The sequence below is a fragment of the Paraburkholderia polaris genome, from assembly GCF_012927345.1.
In the GTDB taxonomy this organism is placed as follows: Bacteria; Pseudomonadota; Gammaproteobacteria; order Burkholderiales; family Burkholderiaceae; genus Paraburkholderia; species Paraburkholderia polaris.
In genome coordinates, this window is sequence record NZ_JABBGJ010000035.1 from 68,912 (window position 1) to 87,212 (window position 18,301).

Genomic DNA, 18,301 nt, shown 5'->3' on the forward strand with positions numbered 1-18,301 from the left:
TCAGCATGGCGAAGACAACGAAATGCAAACCAGCCAGAGTGCCGGAGTTTTGGGTAGCCGCTCATAGTCGTTCACCATCGCTTCGAAACATCCGGCCTTGGGCCAGCGTTGCGTCTGCTGGAACACTGCTCCCCATGGCGGAAAACTGGTCGGCAGCATCCGCCATGCAGCTTCAGCCTGCGCTATTCAGCGCAGTGCGTTAAACCCCTCTCGCAACTCATGCTTGCGCTGGGGCGCTTCCTTATTCATCAACGCCAGATAAGGAATAACAAAGCCGCCATTCTTGGTCCGAGACACCACTCGGGTATGGCTTGCGTTTCGTCATCCCGCCAGGATAGCCCGTCTCACGAAATGTGCATAAGGTGCTCCAGCAAGACAAAAATTTACATTGTGAGTGGCGACCGGGTCACTGCAATTGATGTCGTTGGAGACGAACGGGTAAAAATTGATTTTCATCAAGCGAACGGGCATACGTTACGCAAATGGATTCGTGCTTCAGGTATAACGCGACGGCTCCCCTCAAGGATGTGAAGGGAGATATGAACTTCGGGTTTTCTGAATAGGCGCAATCATGGCAAATACGACACCGCCGAATTCGCCCAGCGCTCGGTTGAAGCAGCTTGGCTTCGCGTTTCCGTTTCGCAAGAAGGGGCAAGGCAATGCGGGCTCATCCATTGAATTTACCGATGAGCACGATTTCTACAAAGCATTGAAACAGGAACCGTCGGGCTCCTATTCGGTCAGCGGCAAGGGCATGTGGCATGGTGGAATTCATGTTACTGAGGCCGGAGCCGGTCAATTTCTGGACCTGAAACATGGCTTGCGAAGCATTACCGAGGGCGAACTAGTTGCCTGGCGTCTCAACCGCACCTACCTGGTCAGCGAGATTCCTGCCCAGAACGGCAAGCCGGCGATCAGCGCACCGTACAGCACGGGGTTTGCGCTGGTACGTCACACGATGGAGTTTCCACGAGGCACCACGCTGAAGTTTTTCGCTCTGTATATGCACCTGCAGGATCTGGCGGACTATGAGAGTGATACGACGCTGACGCGGCCCGCGTACTGGTCGACACAGTTCAAGGTCACTGGGTTCGCCATGGACAAGCCTCATGCCAGTCCGAACGGTCAGGTGGCGCCCGCTGGACAGCAAGGGCTAAGGGTTCGCGTGACAAAGCCGCATGGCACGATCCTCGGCATCCTGCCGCAGGGGGCACAGTTCAGCCTGAGCAGGCGTGAAGAGGACTGGGGGCAGATAAAGGATACGCACGGGGCCCAGATGTTTGCGCCTACGGTGGGCGCATATGTCAATCCGGATGCGGCGATCAACGGGTGGGTTTTCCTGGGCAAGGAAAACGGTGGTCCCGTTGTCGAGGAAATCATGCCGGACTCGTCGCTCGATTGCGTGGTGGTGCCGACCACGCCGGTTCACATCAATGCAGGTGACCTGATCGGTCATCTGGGCCGCTACGACTCGTTGAGTCAGCAGACCTCAAACCGCATGGTCCACATTGAGGTGTTCTGTGACGACAGCATCAAGTCGTTTATCGCGCAGGGGCAAAAGTGGATTGCCGATAACGGGGCACACGAACTGGCGTGGCTGCAGCTTGGGTTACCCAAGGATCCCCCGATCCTGCGAGTCGATCGGTCGACAACGTTGTACTTGGCGGCCAACCAGCCTGGCGAGAATCCAAAGCAAACCGGCGTGATTCAGGTGGCCTCGCTTGCCGAACTGGCCCGGCAGCCGGGGAACCCATCCAAGGAGGCCACGGCGGAAAGCGACGGGCAGAAACTGAACTGGTGGAAAGTCGACAGTGCGGACGCACTGGGCAACGACATCAGCGGATGGGTGCGCGAGCAGAGCTTCGCCGGTGGCAAGGTGACGCGTGAGTTTGCGCAGAAGTGGGTGGACTTCCAGACCCTGGAAGATGCGCACGACCCGACGCACACAATGTTTGCAACCACGAAAGCGTTTGTCGACTATGCGATCGGCGCGGACGTGCCAGAACCGGGAGCGCTCGGCAAACTCAGTCCGCTGATGGCGTCAATCTATCGAGCGTTATACCAGACCGGAGACGGCAGCAAGGCTGCGGACGAACTCTGCGCCGCCGCCGATAATCCGTGGACTGCCTTGCGCATGTCGAGGTTGATCATCAAGCACGAGAGCGAATGGGCTAATCCAGACAAGTGGAAGCAGCTCATCGCGGAGATAGAAAAGCAGACGGGCCCGCAAGCTCAGCACGAGGCGGAGCAGAAGCGGATCGAAAAACTCGTCTGGTGGGACGACGTCAAGGTCCACTTGACTGACCTGCCCGGGTCGGACGTTTTTCACATCCATCCGATTGCGTTGGCGGGGAATTTCCTAAAGGCAGGTGGTTGTGACTGCGGATGCAACTATGTTAATCAATTCAATGTGACCCGCTGGAACGGGCAAGTAGTTCATTATGGGCCGCTATATATGGGGCACTTGGCATTGGAACATTCGCCCGCTCTGCGCCGGCTTTCTGACAGCGGTCAGATGACAGATAGCGAGCACAGGATACTTGTTGCGATGTCCGCAAATGAAGGAAATATTGACGGCGTTCAAGCGTACGACAGTGAAATATTCACCGCAGGCGCATGTCAGAAGACGGTTAATGCGACTGGCAAAGGCGAGTTCTCAACGCAGGTTGCCGAATTCAAGATTAGCAATGAGGCCGCTTACCAGCGTCTGTTCGAAAAATGCGGTTGGACGGTTGAAACTCAGGGTGCTGATTCGCGCACGGCAAAAATGTATTATCAAGATACGGAAGTCACGGGCGCAGTAAAGATAACTGGCGATGAGTTACACGCCAAATTGAGAGAAGGTTGTAGTGCCGCAACGTTTGGTATGAAAATAAAACAAAAGCCTCTTGCTTCAATTGTCAATGCAATCATAAGTGACGAGTTTCAGGATAAGCAGGCAAAGGATTTTGTCGATCGTTTGAGAAAAGTGATTGCTCTCATTCCAGACGGCTACGCGTATTCGGTCGGTGAGTATTTTAAATCGGACCTTGGCCGAGCCGCCGCGCTTGATCAGCACGTTAATCGCCCTAATAACGTTGTGAAGGACGTGGGAAGCGCACTGAAAGCTTTTTTTCTCACTCATCCATCAGTGCAGGCGGATCCGTCCACGTGGGGCCAATCACGGATTACGTACGAATCGCAAATCGTCGCCTATTACGGTGAGCACAGGCACATGAATGATTGCCACGTGCGCTTTGGAAAATTGCGGAGTAAATTGTCGTGAAGCGTATTAAGTTATTCATTGGTATGGGAAAAATAACCATTTGCGTCGTGACGTCATATTTAGTCACGCTGGCTACCTCTCAACCAGTTTTTGCAACGCAGGTGACACTTCCAAGTGGAGAGTCGATCGAACTTGATGCGCCTTTAACTGGTGAGTTGCAATCCCGATTCGGCGACGGATGGGCCCGTGCATTTTATATAGAAAAGAACGGCGCTCGCCTCCAGCTATTTCAGGAAGAGCAATTGACTAGGGTGGGTGGAATCGTCTTCGAAGCCATCGAGCAGAAGAATGTTTCTCCCACTGGGCATTACATCGTAGTGCCCGTCATCAGACAAGGGCTGCTCGACGTTGCAGGGGAAAAGTCGCGAATTGAGGGAAGAGAGTATTGCCCGGTAATAGAAGCAGCAACTGGTTGCATCATTACCATGCAAACAGGCGAAATATGCGGTGGCGGATGGGCATCCAAGCGGGACATATGGTTGGATTCAAGCGACGACCGGTCCTCAGAAATGACAACGAAGACGACCGCTGGGGCCAATAGCATGTGGCATGAGTTCTCGCGTGCAAGCGTAAAACTGAAACTTCGAGATGTGATCGCAAGAAATCTCGGGGTTTCCAACGTGATGGCGTGTGATCCTCCTAATCTTGAAAACCGGAAAAGTTACCTGGCCTTGGCAAAACAACTCCGACAAGAAAATGCGCGGTCCGAGGCTTCACTCGTCGAATCGAAAGTGGCGCTTCTTTCAGCAACAGGCGCTGTGAGCGGGCAGATGTTTCGCATTCGTGTAGAAAAGGCATGGCTATATGAGTCGCCGAGCTCCAATAGTAAAACAAAGATGTACATTGTGAGAGGCGACCAGGTCACTGCAGTTGATGTCCTCGGAGACGAATGGGTGAAAATTGATTTTCAGCAAGCGAGCGGCCATATGCTGAGAAAATGGATTCGCGCCTCGGATATAATGCAACGGTAAGCAATGGCAAAAAATGGCGCGCGAGGGCGATAGTGCGAGCCAGGGCGGAAGAATTTTCACCAATCCGAATCAGAGGATGCGAAAAATTATGTTTTGTGCCGATAAGCGCTTACTGATTTTTTAATATTAATGCAACCGCCCATTGGATTCGCCGAAAACGGAGCGGGCGGCGGAAATTTGGTTGGTGGGTGCAATGCTATGAACGAGTGCGTCGTTTATTTCAATACTCAAGGTCTTGCGCGAGATCAACTGTGCGAATCGTCGGGTTTTTGCTATTTGGATTCGGGGAAGTGACCACGTAGTCGATCAGATCACGGCAGTTATTAATCTCTACACGGACAGCTACGGCGCTCGGAAAGACAATTTTCACGCCATATGGAACACCCGAATTTTCAGGGAGTCGGCTCAGTGAGAAAGCATGTTTTAAAAACCGTTGCGGAAGACCATCCTAGATGGCGTGAGAGTTGACGCGGTGGGCTTGTGTGGCCGGGCGTGCATTCTGATATCGGCGGCGGCTATCGTCCCCGCGAACAGGGACGTTCCGACCTCCTCGCGCTAACCACCCTCAAATCGCCTGAGCCCGCCCCGGAAAGGTCTCGTCATAGCCTGAGCCGTCATCAACTTCAGCAGCCGTACCACGTTGCTCACGGTACATCATCGGCGGCAGGCCGAACTGCTTGCGGAATTCGCGTCCCAGATGCGAGGCATCGGAAAAGCCGCAACTCGACGCGATATCCGCCACTGTCTTATCCGAACTCGTCAGCAGCCACGCGGCGGTGCGCAACCGAACCTGCTTCGCATACGCCTGCGGCGCCTTACCAGTTTGCGCCTTGAAGAGCCTTTCGAGCTGACGCGGCGACAGATCGAGCTTGCGCGCGAGTTCGTCGAGCGACAACGACCGCCCCACATGCTGCTCCATTAGCAAAATCGCGCGCTTCACCTTCGGATGGGCCGCAGGCGCCAACCCCGGCGGATGCGGTTGCGGCGCATTACCCTTCTGCATATCGTCCACCAGCAGAATCCGCAACGCCTTCTGCACTGTGGCCGTCTCGAAGTGGCGCAACAGAATCGCGGCCGCCACGTCGATCGACGCCCGCCCACCCGAACACGTAATGCGCCGACGGTCGATCACAAACAGCCTATCCGCCACCAGCGCCTCCTCATTGACCGCCGGAAAGCGCTCGATGAAATCCCAGTAGTGAAACCAGCTCACGCAGATGCGGTGGCCTTCCAGCACGCCTGCGCGCATCAGCGAGAACACGCCGGTGCACATGCCGACCAGCGTCGCATCGGTGGCGGCGGCGCGGCGGATGAAGGCCAGCGTCGCATCGTTCGCGGCCGGCCCCGAATGCAGGAGGCCGCCCACCACGACGACGTAATCGAACGGCTCGGCGTTATCGAACGTCTCCCACGGCGTGATCTGGATCCCGCAACTCGCGCGCACCGGAGCGAGGGTTTCCCCTATCACGCTCCACGAACAGCGCACGGGCTTGCTGAAGTCTCCTTCATCCGCGGACAGGCGCAACAGGTCGACGAACCCCGAGAACGCCGTCAGCGTGAAGTTCGGCAGCAGGATGATGCCGAAGCGGATGCGCTGCTTCGAGGGGCCGTCGATCGATTGAAGGGGAAGCGGTTCAGCGGAATTCATACATGCAGCCAGCAAGGGAAAGGGTTAAATCAAGCATAGCACCGGGGATAGCGGCCGCTTCATCAGGCCAATGATCGCCCATTGATTGGGGTCCATTCAGCCGTGGCACCAGCATCGCCAGCCGCAAGCTCCGCGCCTGTCGCAAATGCGTCAGAAGTCATCGCAAATCCGCCGCTGCGCTTGGCCGGCGGCCCGCTTGACGCCACTATCCCACTGTCATGCCGTTTTTATTCTATCGGTCCAATTTGACGTGCGGTGCAATAGGGGCTAGTTCAAGCCACCCGGCAACCCAGCTAATCCTGGTATCGCAACGTATAAGGCACGCCATGAACGTCAGCGTCTTCGATCTGTTCAAGATCGGCATCGGTCCCTCCAGTTCGCACACCGTCGGGCCGATGATCGCTGCGTGCCGCTTCGCCTCGCATATCGAAGACGCCAATCTGCTTGGCTTCGTGCGCCGCGTCAAAGTCGAACTGTTCGGCTCGCTTGGCGCGACCGGCAAGGGGCACGGCACGGACAAGGCGGTACTGCTCGGCCTCGAAGGCAATCTGCCCGATCTGATCGACCCGGACGTGATCGAACCGCGCCTGCAGGCGATTCGCGAAACAAAGCAACTGATGCTGCTCGGCAAGCACCCGGTCAAATTCGACGAGCGCGAACAACTCGGCTTCTTCCGCAAGCTGATGCCGGGCGCGCCGGGCTCGAGCATCGTGCATCCGAACGGCATGCGTTTTCAGGCTTTCGACGAAAACGGCCAACTGTTGGTGGAGAAAGAGTATTACTCGATCGGCGGCGGCTTCGTGATCAATCGCGAAGGCGACCGCGTCAACGGCCTGCGTGCCGGCGCGGAAGTGCCTTACCCATTTCGCACCGGCGACGATCTGATGCGCGTGTGCCGCGAAACCGGTTTGTCGATCGCAGAAATAACGCTGCGTAACGAATGCGCGTCGCGTACCGAACAGGACGTGCGCGAAGGGCTGCTGGCGATCTGGCGCGTCATGTCCGCCTGCGTCGAACGCGGCTGCAAGGTGCGTGGCGAATTGCCCGGCCCGATGCACGTGAAGCGCCGCGCCGCCGACCTGTGCGCGCAATTGCGCTCGCGTTCGGAAGAGTCGCTGCGCGATCCGCTGTCGATGCTCGACTGGGTCAATCTCTACGCCATGGCCGTGAACGAAGAAAACGCAGCGGGTGGGCGCGTCGTTACGGCGCCGACCAACGGTGCGGCCGGCGTGATTCCCGCAGTGCTGCATTACTACGTGAAGTTCATGCATGCGTCGAACGACGAGGGCATCGTCACCTTCCTGCTGACCGCTGCGGCGATCGGCATCATCTACAAGGAAACCGCCTCGATCTCGGGCGCCGAAGTGGGCTGCCAGGGCGAGGTGGGGGTGGCCTGCTCGATGGCCGCAGCGGCGCTCGCCGCCGTGATGGGCGGCACGCCGACGCAGGTGGAAAACGCCGCCGAAATCGGCATGGAACACAACCTTGGCATGACCTGCGACCCGGTTGGCGGCCTCGTGCAGATTCCCTGCATCGAACGCAACGCGATGGGCGCGATCAAGGCGCTGAACGCCGCGCGCATGGCGATGAAGGGCGACGGCCAGCACTACGTGTCGCTCGACAACGTGATCAAGACAATGCGCGAAACCGGCGCGGACATGAAGACCAAATACAAGGAGACGTCGCGCGGCGGCCTCGCCGTGAACGTCATCGAATGCTGAGAATGCTGAACGAGTCAGGAAGTAAAGAGTATCAACAGGACCCAAAGGACCAACAATGAGCCGCTATTCGATATTCAGCCTGTTGCGCAACGGGATGTCGTATCACGAGAACTGGGAGCGTCAGTGGAAGAGCCCGGAGCCTAAGCGTGAATACGACGTCGTGATCGTCGGCGGCGGCGGGCATGGTCTCGCCACTGCCTATTACCTCGCCAAGGAGCATGGCGTGCGCAATATCGCCGTGCTGGAGAAAGGCTGGGTCGGCGGCGGCAATACCGCGCGCAATACGACGATCGTGCGCTCGAATTATCTGTGGGACGAATCGGCTGCGCTCTACGAAAAGGCAATGAAGCTGTGGGAAGGTCTCTCGCAAGACCTGAACTACAACGTGATGTTCAGCCAGCGCGGCGTGATGAACCTCGCGCACACGCTGCAGGACGTGCGTGACACCGAACGTCGCGTGAATGCCAACCGGCTGAACGGCGTGGATGCCGAATTCCTCACGCCGGAGCAGATCAAGGAAATCGAGCCGACTATCAATCTGAATAGCCGCTATCCGGTGCTCGGCGCGTCGATTCAGCGTCGCGGCGGCGTGGCTCGGCATGATGCAGTCGCATGGGGTTTCGCGCGTGGAGCGGATCAGGCCGGCGTCGATATCGTGCAGAACTGTCAGGTCACGGGGATTCGCCGCAACGGCAGCCAGGTCGTTGGCGTGGATACCACGAAGGGTTTCATCAAGGCGAAGAAAGTCGCGGTGGTTGCCGCAGGCAATACGTCCACGCTCGCCGACATGGCTGGCATCCGTTTGCCTTTGGAGAGCCATCCGTTGCAGGCATTGGTGTCCGAGCCGATCAAGCCGGTCGTCAATACGGTCGTGATGTCGAACGCGGTGCATGCCTACATCAGCCAGTCCGACAAGGGCGATCTGGTGATTGGTGCGGGCGTCGATCAGTACACGGGCTTTGGTCAGCGCGGCAGTTTCCAGATCATCGAAGGCACGCTCGAAGCAATCGTCGAAATGTTCCCGGTGTTCTCGCGCGTGCGGATGAACCGCCAGTGGGGTGGCATTGTCGACGTGTCGCCGGATGCGTGCCCGATTATCAGCAAGACCGATGTGAAGGGACTTTATTTCAACTGCGGCTGGGGCACCGGCGGTTTCAAGGCGACGCCCGGATCGGGCTGGGCTTATGCGCACACGATCGCGAAGGATGAGCCGCATCCGCTGAACGCGCCGTTTTCGCTGGACCGTTTCTACACCGGTCACCTGATCGACGAGCACGGCGCCGCCGCTGTTGCCCACTAACACTTAGGTAAACCACATGCTGCTGATCGAATGCCCGTGGTGCGGGCCACGCGCCGAAACCGAATTTTCTTGCGGCGGCGAAGCGGACATTGCACGTCCGCTCGATACCGACAAGCTCACCGACAAGGAATGGGGCGACTACCTGTTCATGCGCAAGAACCCACGCGGCGTGCATCGCGAGCAATGGATGCACACGCAAGGATGCCGCCGCTGGTTCAAGGCGCAGCGTGACACGGTGAGCTACGAGATCCAGGGCTACGAGACGTTCGAACGTCCGCTGCTCACGATGGACAGTAATGAGGCTAAGGCACAAGACAAGGCACACGAGGGTAAGGCACCATGAGCCAGAAAGACCGACTCCCCAGCGGCGGGCGCATCAACCGCGCGATCGTACTGAACTTCACGTTCAACGGGCGCAAGTATCAGGGCTATCAGGGCGACACGCTCGCTTCCGCGCTGCTCGCGAACGGTGAGCACTTCGTGGCGCGCAGCTGGAAATACCACCGGCCGCGCGGCATCGTGACGGCGGGCGTGGAAGAGCCGAACGCGATCGTGCAGCTTGAAACCGGCGCGTACACGGTGCCGAACGCGCGTGCGACTGAAGTGGAGTTGTATCAGGGGCTCGTCGCGACCAGCGTGAACGCGAAGCCGAGCATCGAGAAAGACCGCATGGCGATCAACCAGAAGTTCGCGCGCTTCATTCCGGCGGGCTTCTACTACAAGACCTTCATGTGGCCGCGCAAGTTCTGGCCGAAGTATGAAGAAGTGATCCGCGATGCGGCCGGTCTCGGCAAGGCGCCCGAGCAAACCGATGCGGACCGCTACGACAAGTGTTTTGCGCATTGCGACGTGCTGGTGGTCGGCGGCGGCCCGACGGGTCTGGCGGCCGCGCATGCGGCGGCATTGTCAGGCGCACGCGTGACCCTGGTCGACGATCAGCCGGAACTCGGCGGCTCGCTGCTGTCGTGCCGCGCGGAGATCGACGGTAAACCGGCGCTGCAATGGGTCCACAAGATCGAGGACGAGCTGCGGCAGATGCCCGATGTGAAGATTCTGTGCCGCAGCACCGCGTTCGGTTACCAGGACCATAACCTCATTACTGTCACGCAGCGGCTCACGGAACATCTGCCGGTGTCGCAGAGGAAGGGCACGCGCGAACTGATGTGGAAGATCCGCGCGAAACGCGTGATTCTCGCAACGGGCGCGCATGAGCGGCCAATCGTGTTCGGCAACAACGATCTGCCGGGCGTGATGCTGGCTTCGGCTGTCTCGACGTATCTGCATCGCTATGCGGTGTTGCCGGGCCGAAATGCCGTGGTCTTCACGAACAACGACGACGGTTATCAATGCGCGCTCGATCTGAAAGCGGCCGGCGCCCAGGTGACGGTCGTCGACCCGCGCGCGAGTGAATCGAAGGGCACGCTGCCCGCGCTCGCACGCCGCTACGGCGTCAAGGTGATGAATGGCGTGGCTGTGACGGCGGCGCACGGCAAGCTGCGGGTCGCATCGGTCGATGTGGCGTCGTATTCCAACGGACAGGTCGGTGCGAAACAGAGTGCGCTGCCCTGCGATCTGCTCGCGATGTCCGGCGGCTGGAGCCCGGTGCTGCATCTGTTCGCGCAATCGGGCGGCAAGGCCCACTGGCACGACGGCAAGGCCTGTTTTGTGCCAGGCAAGGCGATGCAGGCGGAGACGAGCATCGGCGCGTGTGCGGGTGACTTCACACTGGGGCAGGGCATTCGCTTCGCGGTCGATGCTGGTGTCGAGGCGGCGCGTGCGGCTGGACACATCGTTGCGCGGCCAAATCCAGTGCAGGTGGCGGAGATTACCGAAGCGAAGATGCAACCGCTGTGGCTTGTCGGCGGCCGCGAACTCGCGACGCGCGGGCCGAAGCAGTTCGTCGACTTTCAGAACGACGTGTCGGCGGCCGATATTTTCCTGGCAGCGCGCGAAGGCTTCGAATCCGTCGAGCACGTAAAGCGCTATACGGCGATGGGTTTCGGTACTGATCAGGGCAAGCTCGGCAACATCAACGGCATGGCGATTCTCGCGCAGGCACTCGGCAAGACCATTCCCGAAACCGGCACGACGACGTTCCGTCCGAACTACACGCCGGTTACGTTCGGCACGTTTGCCGGCCGCGAGCTGGGTGAGTTTCTCGATCCGGTACGCAAGACAGCGGTGCACGAATGGCACGTGGAAAACGGTGCGGCGTTCGAGGACGTCGGCAACTGGAAGCGTCCGTGGTACTTCGCGAAGCCGGGCGAAGACATGCACGCCGCCGTCGCACGCGAGTCGCTGGCGGTACGCACGAGCGTCGGCATCCTCGACGCCTCGACGCTCGGCAAGATCGACATTCAGGGCCCCGATTCGGCGAAGCTGTTGAACTGGGTCTACACGAATCCGTGGAGCAAGCTGGAAGTCGGCAAGTGCCGCTATGGCCTGATGCTCGACGAAAACGGCATGATCTTCGACGACGGCGTGACCGTGCGTCTCGCCGACCAGCACTACATGATGACCACCACCACAGGCGGCGCAGCGCGCGTACTCACGTGGCTCGAGCGCTGGCTGCAAACCGAGTGGCCGGACATGCGCGTGCGGCTTGCTTCCGTGACGGATCACTGGGCAACCTTCGCCGTGGTCGGTCCGAACAGCCGCAAGGTCTTGCAGAAGGTGTGCCACGACATCGACTTTGCGAACGCGGCGTTCCCGTTCATGAGTTATCGCGAAGGCACCGTGGCGGGTGCGGCGTCGCGCGTGATGCGGATCAGCTTCTCGGGCGAGTTGGCTTATGAAGTGAACGTCCCCGCGAACGTAGGACGCGCGGTGTGGGAAGCGTTGATGGCCGCAGGCACGGAATTCGACATCACGCCGTATGGTACGGAAACCATGCACGTGCTGCGTGCTGAGAAGGGCTACATCATCGTCGGTCAGGATACGGACGGTTCGATGACGCCGTATGACCTTGGCATGGGCGGGCTGGTCGCGAAGTCGAAGGACTTTCTCGGCAAGCGTTCATTGACGCGAACGGACACCGCGAAGGCAGGGCGTAAGCAATTGGTCGGGCTGCTCTCGGACGATCCGTCGTTCGTGATCCCCGAAGGCTCGCAGATCGTCGCCGGTCCGTTCCAGGGCGATACTGCACCGATGCTCGGCCACGTCACGTCGAGCTATTACAGCCCGATCCTGAAGCGTTCGATTGCAATGGCGGTGGTGAAGGGCGGTCTCGACAAGATCGGCGAAACGGTCACCATTCCGCTCGCGAGCGGCAAGCAGATTGCAGCCAAGGTCACCAGTTCGGTGTTCTACGACAGCGAAGGAGCACGTCAACATGTGGAATGAAACAAGAGGGACGGTGTCGGCGGTGGATCGCGCTGTCGGCAAGCAAACCGGTGTGTGGCAGGAGTCACCGCTGGTGGGTACGGATGCGCTGCTGAAAAAGCATCAGGCGACGGCGTCGGCGGCGTTCCGCTTGAGCGAGCGGCCGTTTCTGGAACTGGTGAACGTGCGTGGTGACACGCGCGACGCAGCATTCGTGAGCGCGGTGGAAAGCGTGATCGGCTGCCGGCCGCCCGAGAAGGCGAACACCATTGCGCGCGGCAATGGCTACGACATGCTGTGGCTCGGTCCCGACGAGTGGCTGGTGCGCTCGGCAATGGCGCACGACGCGACTCGTACCGCGCCTTTGCAGGCGAAGCTCGGCGCGGCATTTGCGGGCGTGTTCGCGTCGGCGGTGGATATCGGCAGCGGCTATACGGTGCTCGAAATCAGCGGCACGCGTACGCGTGAAGTGCTGGCGCGCGGTTGCCCGCTCGATCTGCACCCGAAATTGTTCGGCGAAGGGCAATGCGCGCAGAGCCACTATTTCAAGGCATCGATGACGCTGTTGCCCACTGGGGCGGACAGTTTCGATATCGTCGTGCGCCGCAGTTTTGCGGACTACTTTGTCAAGATGATGATCGACGCGGCCGAGCCGCTCATGTCGTGAAGCGCGGCGGGCAGTGTCTTGCCGAGGCACTGCTCGCGGCTCTCCTGGCCGCTGACTGACATGACGTCGACACGTCTAGCCACCGCGCGTCTCACCGAGCGCGCGTGCCATCAAGGCGATGCTCATGCCGCGCTCGCTCTGCTCGATCAGAGCATCGTGTTGCGGCACCGGCGCATCGCATTGATCCGCTATCTCCTCGCGCAGCAGTTGGGCGCTCCGCTGCAGTCGCGGCATCATGAATACGTTGAGAAGATCGCCGCTCGTTTGAGCGCGGATGCGCTCGCGCGCATTGCCGGTGCTGCGCGTGCGCGGTTGCGGCCGTAAGGCGCTCCCATTCCATCCCAATGACGTATTCCTTCTATGTGGCCGATTTATGTCGGCGTCTACTGAAAACGCACTGATCGGAACGTCCACGCGGCAGCCGCCGCATCAACGAGGGAATGACATGTCTACCGCTTTTCAGCCTCGCGCGAGCGCAGCCGCCAGACTCGAGCGACTGCCGTTCTCCGGATATCACCGGACCATCTTCATCATCATCGCGATCGCGTTCTTTTTCGACTCGGTCGATCTCGGCACGATGACCTTCGTGCTCGGCTCCATCAAGTCCGAATTCCATTTGTCGACCGCGACGGCGGGGCTGGTCGCGAGTGCGAGCTTCTTCGGCATGGTGATCGGCGCGGCCGTCGCCGGATTGCTGGCTGATCGCTTTGGACGGCGCCCCGTGTTTCAGTGGAGCATGGTGCTGTGGGGACTCGCGTCGTATCTGTGCTCGACCGCGCAGAGTGTCGAGGCGCTGATTTTCTATCGCGTGCTGCTTGGCTTCGGCATGGGCATGGAGTTTCCCATTGCACAAACGCTCTTGTCCGAATTCGTGCCTGCAGCGTCGCGCGGACGTTTGATCGCGCTGATGGATGGTTTCTGGCCGCTCGGGTTCATCACGGCGGGCGTGGTGTCGTACTTTGTGTTGCCGGCGTTCGGCTGGCGCACGGAGTTCGCGCTGCTGGCGATTCCTGCCGTGTTCGTTTTGATCGTGCGCCGCGTGGTGCCGGAATCGCCGCGCTGGCTGGAACATCGCGGACGCCTCGCGGAAGCGGACAAGATCCTTGCCGAGGTCGAAGTGAAGGTCATGAAAGCGGCCGGCCTGAGCCAGCTACGCGCGCCCGTGATGTTGCAGGAACCGCCGGCTGCGAAGGGTACGAGCGCGTTTCGCGAGATATGGAGCGTGGCCTACCGGCGCCGCACGATCATGGTGTGGACGCTGTGGTTCTTCGCGTTGCTGGGTTTTTATGGTTTGACGTCGTGGCTCGGTGCGCTGATGCAGCAGGCGGGTTTTGCGGTGACGAAGTCGGTGTTGTACACGGTGCTGATTTCGCTCGGCGGGATTCCCGGGTTCATCTGTGCGGCGTGGCTGGTGGAACGCTGGGGGCGCAAGCCGACCTGTATCGCGTCGCTGGCCGGCAGTGCGGTGATGGCGTATGTGTATGGGCAAACCGCGCTGCACGCGCAAACGCCGACGCTTCTGATTTGCGCGGGGCTCGCAATGCAGTTCTTTCTGTTTGCGATGTGGGCGGTGCTTTACACCTATACGCCTGAGCTTTATGGCACCGGCGCGCGGGCTACCGGGTCGGGGTTTGCATCGGCGATTGGCCGGGTGGGTTCGCTGATCGGCCCTTACGTCGTGGGGGTCGTGCTGCCGACATTCGGCCAGGGCGGCGTGTTCTCGCTTGGCGCAATGTGTTTTGTGATCGCTGCTGCGGCAGTGTGGATCATGGGCATCGAGACGCGCGGGTTGGCGTTGGAGACGCTCGTGTCCGAAGCGCTGGAGACCGACGAGCCTCGCGTGTTGAGTCCGGCGCGGGAATGAGGACGATTGCGTGCGCAGTTTGGGGGCAGTCCACCGGTTGCCCCCTTGCCGATTACTGTGGAACGTTGACGTTGAACGGCTTTCCCGGATTCCACGCCCAGCTCGCCAGGACTTTTGCGCCCGCGGGGCCCGCGGTCGTCACGTGAACGACATTCGCCGGCATCCGGTAGCTCTCACCCGCGTGAACGATTCGTGAGGGTTGCCCGTCGACTGCTACGGTGACCTCGCCCTCAAGTACGTAGGCAAGCTCAGGACCGGTTGCCTTGTGACGCGGCTTGGCGGCATTCGGCGGGAATTCGGCGATTCCCATGCCCATCTCGCGATCGTTTCCCTGAACGGAGACGCGTTGCAATACCACGGTGTCTTTGGTGGCGGGCGCCTTTTCTGCCGCTTCGACGGATTGCAGGCCCAGCAGGGGCGCCGCGACGAGCGCGAGGCAACGCAGGTTGTTCAGCATGGTTTCACCTCGGTTCATTGTCCGCTGCCTGCGAGTGCTGTCAGGATCTGATAGGCGGCGTTCACCCGATCCTCGTTCGGGAAGTTTTTGTTCGCGAGGATGACGATTCCGAGCCGCTTTTCGGGAATGAAGGCGACATACGCGCCGAATCCGTTGGTCGAGCCGGTCTTGTTGATCCAGACGTCCTGACGGGGCGCCATCGGCGGCTTGATCTCGCTAGCGGGCGTCGCGTTCAGAACCATTGCCGCTGAGTTGCCTTCCTGCAGTGTCTTCAGCGCGACGGGGTAAGGGTACTGTTCCCATATCAAGTCTTGCGTCAGCGCGCCGGCCTTGAAGTAACCCGTGTGCGTATCCGTGATGGCTTGCTGGAGTTGGCTATCGAGCTCGATCAGAGCCATGTTCGCTTCCACGAAGCGGATCATGTCGGCGGCCGTGGTTCTGATGCCATACGCTTCCGAGGACAGCACGCCGGGCGCCATGCGGACCGGCGCACCATCCTTTTTGTAACCTTGTGCGTAGTCCTGCATCCGGGCTTGTGGAATCGTGACGTAACTGTTCTTCATGCCAAGCGCGGGAAACAGGCGCTGTTCCATCAGCGTGTCGAAATCTTGCCCCATGCTCTTTGCCGTGATCAGGCCGAGCGTGCCGATGCCGGGATTGGAGTAAGTCCGATAGGTGCCCGGCGCGTAGGTCGGCTTCCAAGTCTTGAAGTACTGCAGCAACTGATCGTTGTTGTGAATCTCGTCCGGCACTTGCAATGGAAGCCCGCCGGGAGTGTGCGTACCCAGTTCGAGAAGACTCACGTTGCCGAACTGACTGCCCTGCAGTGATGTGAGGTACTTGCCAGTCTTGTCCGACAGCGACAGGGCGCCGCCAAGCTGCGCATAAGACGCGAGCGTCGCCGTAAACGTCTTGCTCACCGAACCGAGCTCGAACAGGGTGTTGTGTGTGACCGGCGTCGCGGTTTGCGTCGACGCCACGCCATAGTCGAACACGTACGACCGTCCGCCGGCGACGATGCCGACCGCCATGCCCGGAATATGGTACTTCTCCATGACGGGCTGGATCGCCGAATCCACCGTGGGTTTGATCCCGGCTGGCGTCTCAGGGGCTGCGTGGCTGACGAGCGAGCTTGCGCTCAGGGCTAAGACAACAGTCGCCATGAGGCTCATTGCTTTAAACTTCATTTCCTGTATTTCCTGGAATGTCTGTCGGCGGGTTGGCTGATGCCGCACTATCCGGCTTTTGCGGATCGCTGACAATCGAGGATAAGTTGCGCGAGGGTAAAGAAAATCTTATGGGCGGGGGAGTGCCCCGCCCACGCAAGTGCTGCCAACGTTACGGTCGAATATCGTGGGATGCGGGTGGAAAGAAGGCAATCAGCCGGCCTTAAACCGTCGCGCTCTCCCGCTTCCTCGACGCTACGCCGTTCGCGATAAAGTAAGGCGTCTCGACCCGCGCCAGCGCCTCCCGTCCGCGAATCCGATCGGCGATCTTCTCCGCGAGCATGATCGTCGGCGCATTCAGATTGCCGGTTGTGATCTGCGGCATGATCGACGCATCGACGACGCGCAGCGCATCGAGCCCGTGCACGCGGCCTTCGTTATCCACCACAGCCATGTCGTCATAACCCATCTTGCACGAGCACGATGGATGAAACGCTGTCTCCGCGCGCATCCGCACGAAAGTGTCGAGTTGCTCGTCGGTGGTCAGTTCGGCGCCCGGATTCAGCTCACGCCCGCGATACCGATCGAGCGCCGGCTGCCGCATGATCTCGCGCGTGATACGGATACCGTCGCGGAATTCGCGCCAGTCGAGCGGATCGGCCATGTAATTGAACAGGATGCTCGGATGCGCGGCGGGATCGCGTGACGTGAGCTTCACACGGCCACGGCTTGGCGAACGCATCGAACCGACATGCGCCTGGAAGCCGTGCATTTTGATCGCGTTCGAACCGTTGTAGTTGATCGCGACGGGCAAGAAGTGATACTGGATGTTCGGCCACAGGTCTTCATCGCGGGTACGGATGAAGCCACCCGCTTCGAACTGATTGCTCGCGCCAATACCGGTGCCATTAAGCATCCATTCAAGTCCGATGGCAGGCTGATTCCACCATTGCAACGCGGGATAGAGTGAAACCGGCTCCTTGCATTCGTACTGGATGTACATCTCCAGATGGTCCTGCAGGTTTTCGCCGACGCCTGGCAGATCGTGCACGAGCGGCACGTCGAGTTCGCGCAGCCACGTCGAGCGGCCGACGCCTGAGCGTTGCAGCAATTGCGGGGAGGCAATCGCGCCGCTGCAGACCAGCACTTCGCGGCGTGCATGCGCAGTGACAGCGTTGCCATGATGCAGATACGCGACGCCAATCGCACGTTTGCCCAGGAACAGCACGCGATCGGTCATGGCATGCGTCACGATGGTCAGATTCGGACGCGTCTTCGCGCGATCCAGATAGCCTCGCGCGGTGCTGGCCCGTCTGCCGTTCGCCGTGACCGTGCGATCCATCGGGCCAAAGCCTTCCTGCTGATAGCCGTTCAGATCGTCGGTACGCGGGAAGCCCGCCTGCACGCCGGCCTCGACCATCGCGGCGAACAAAGGATTGTTGCCGGGCTTGCTCGTCGTCACGTGGACCGGGCCGTCGCCGCCGTGATACGCATTCGCGCCCACATCGCGTGTTTCGGCTTTGCGGAAGTACGGCAGGCAATCCAGATAGGTCCAGTTCTCCAGCCCGGCGCGTGCTGCCCAGCCGTCGTAATCGAGCGCATTGCCGCGGATGTAGCACATGCCGTTGATCAGCGATGACCCGCCGAGCCCCTTGCCGCGCCCGCACTCCATGCGGCGGTTGTTCATATGCGGCTCGGGATCCGTTTCGTACGCCCAGTTATAGCGCCGCCCCTGCAGCGGATAGGCGAGAGCCGCGGGCATCTGCGTGCGAAAATCGAAACGGTAGTCGGGGCCGCCCGCTTCCAGGAGCAGCACGGTCACGTCCGCGTCTTCGGTCAGGCGCGAAGCGAGCACGTTGCCCGCGGAACCCGCGCCGACGATGATGTAGTCGTATTCGTTCGAAGCCATCGCCACCCCTCC

Annotated in this window: 13 protein-coding genes and 1 pseudogene; 9 read left to right on the plus strand and 5 right to left on the minus strand. The window is 60.0% G+C overall.

The window, feature by feature from the left end; genetic code table 11:
* Positions 1-66: 66 nt before the first annotated feature.
* Positions 67-325, minus strand: a pseudogene (locus HHL24_RS44185) (transposase); the annotation flags it as partial.
* A 246-nt stretch (positions 326-571) separates the two neighbouring features.
* Here HHL24_RS44185 and HHL24_RS29210 point away from each other — a divergent pair.
* A complete protein-coding gene (locus HHL24_RS29210) occupies positions 572-3,265 on the plus strand; it encodes a hypothetical protein (RefSeq protein ID WP_169488816.1) in 2,694 nt (897 codons plus the stop codon).
* Positions 3,262-4,236 carry a hypothetical protein gene (locus tag HHL24_RS29215; RefSeq protein ID WP_169488817.1) on the plus strand — a complete coding sequence of 325 codons (975 nt, stop codon included), beginning with the start codon at positions 3,262-3,264 and terminating at the stop codon, positions 4,234-4,236. The genes HHL24_RS29210 and HHL24_RS29215 overlap by 4 nt, the downstream gene beginning before the upstream one ends.
* Positions 4,237-4,801: 565 nt before the next feature.
* Here the strand turns inward: HHL24_RS29215 and HHL24_RS29220 are convergent.
* The gene (locus tag HHL24_RS29220) at positions 4,802-5,884 is read right to left on the minus strand and encodes a GlxA family transcriptional regulator (RefSeq protein WP_169488818.1); all 1,083 of its coding nucleotides are present in this window, start codon (positions 5,882-5,884) and stop codon (positions 4,802-4,804) included.
* A 326-nt stretch (positions 5,885-6,210) separates the two neighbouring features.
* Here HHL24_RS29220 and HHL24_RS29225 point away from each other — a divergent pair, with 326 nt between their 5' ends.
* From HHL24_RS29225 to HHL24_RS29255, 7 genes are all read left to right on the plus strand, one after another.
* Positions 6,211-7,605, plus strand: a complete 1,395-nt coding sequence (locus tag HHL24_RS29225; RefSeq protein ID WP_169488819.1) for an L-serine ammonia-lyase — start codon at positions 6,211-6,213, stop codon at positions 7,603-7,605.
* 55 nt (positions 7,606-7,660) lie between these two features.
* Positions 7,661-8,905, plus strand: a complete 1,245-nt coding sequence (locus HHL24_RS29230) for a sarcosine oxidase subunit beta family protein (protein ID WP_169488820.1) — start codon at positions 7,661-7,663, stop codon at positions 8,903-8,905.
* 16 nt (positions 8,906-8,921) lie between these two features.
* Positions 8,922-9,248 (plus strand): sarcosine oxidase subunit delta, encoded by a 327-nt coding sequence (locus HHL24_RS29235; protein WP_169488821.1) that lies wholly within the window; start codon positions 8,922-8,924, stop codon positions 9,246-9,248.
* Positions 9,245-12,247, plus strand: coding sequence for a sarcosine oxidase subunit alpha family protein (locus tag HHL24_RS29240; RefSeq protein ID WP_169488822.1), 3,003 nt, complete (start codon positions 9,245-9,247; stop codon positions 12,245-12,247). The genes HHL24_RS29235 and HHL24_RS29240 overlap by 4 nt, the downstream gene beginning before the upstream one ends.
* Positions 12,237-12,893 (plus strand): sarcosine oxidase subunit gamma, encoded by a 657-nt coding sequence (locus HHL24_RS29245; protein ID WP_169488823.1) that lies wholly within the window; start codon positions 12,237-12,239, stop codon positions 12,891-12,893. The genes HHL24_RS29240 and HHL24_RS29245 overlap by 11 nt, the downstream gene beginning before the upstream one ends.
* Positions 12,894-12,953: 60 nt before the next feature.
* Complete coding sequence (locus HHL24_RS29250; protein ID WP_169488824.1) at positions 12,954-13,217, plus strand: hypothetical protein; 264 nt, start codon at positions 12,954-12,956, stop codon at positions 13,215-13,217.
* 121 nt (positions 13,218-13,338) lie between these two features.
* Positions 13,339-14,757 carry an MFS transporter gene (locus HHL24_RS29255; protein ID WP_169488825.1) on the plus strand — a complete coding sequence of 473 codons (1,419 nt, stop codon included), beginning with the start codon at positions 13,339-13,341 and terminating at the stop codon, positions 14,755-14,757.
* A gap of 52 nt (positions 14,758-14,809) precedes the next feature.
* Here the strand turns inward: HHL24_RS29255 and HHL24_RS29260 are convergent, their stop codons facing one another.
* The 3 genes from HHL24_RS29260 to betA form a co-directional block, all read right to left on the minus strand.
* The gene (locus HHL24_RS29260; RefSeq protein ID WP_169488826.1) at positions 14,810-15,214 is read right to left on the minus strand and encodes a cupin domain-containing protein; all 405 of its coding nucleotides are present in this window, start codon (positions 15,212-15,214) and stop codon (positions 14,810-14,812) included.
* 14 nt (positions 15,215-15,228) lie between these two features.
* Positions 15,229-16,401, minus strand: a complete 1,173-nt coding sequence (gene ampC / locus HHL24_RS29265) for a class C beta-lactamase (protein WP_169488827.1) — start codon at positions 16,399-16,401, stop codon at positions 15,229-15,231.
* 202 nt (positions 16,402-16,603) lie between these two features.
* Positions 16,604-18,289: a choline dehydrogenase gene (betA, locus tag HHL24_RS29270; RefSeq protein WP_169488828.1), complete on the minus strand. Its 1,686-nt coding sequence runs from the start codon at positions 18,287-18,289 to the stop codon at positions 16,604-16,606.
* Between the last annotated feature and the right edge of the window lie 12 nt (positions 18,290-18,301).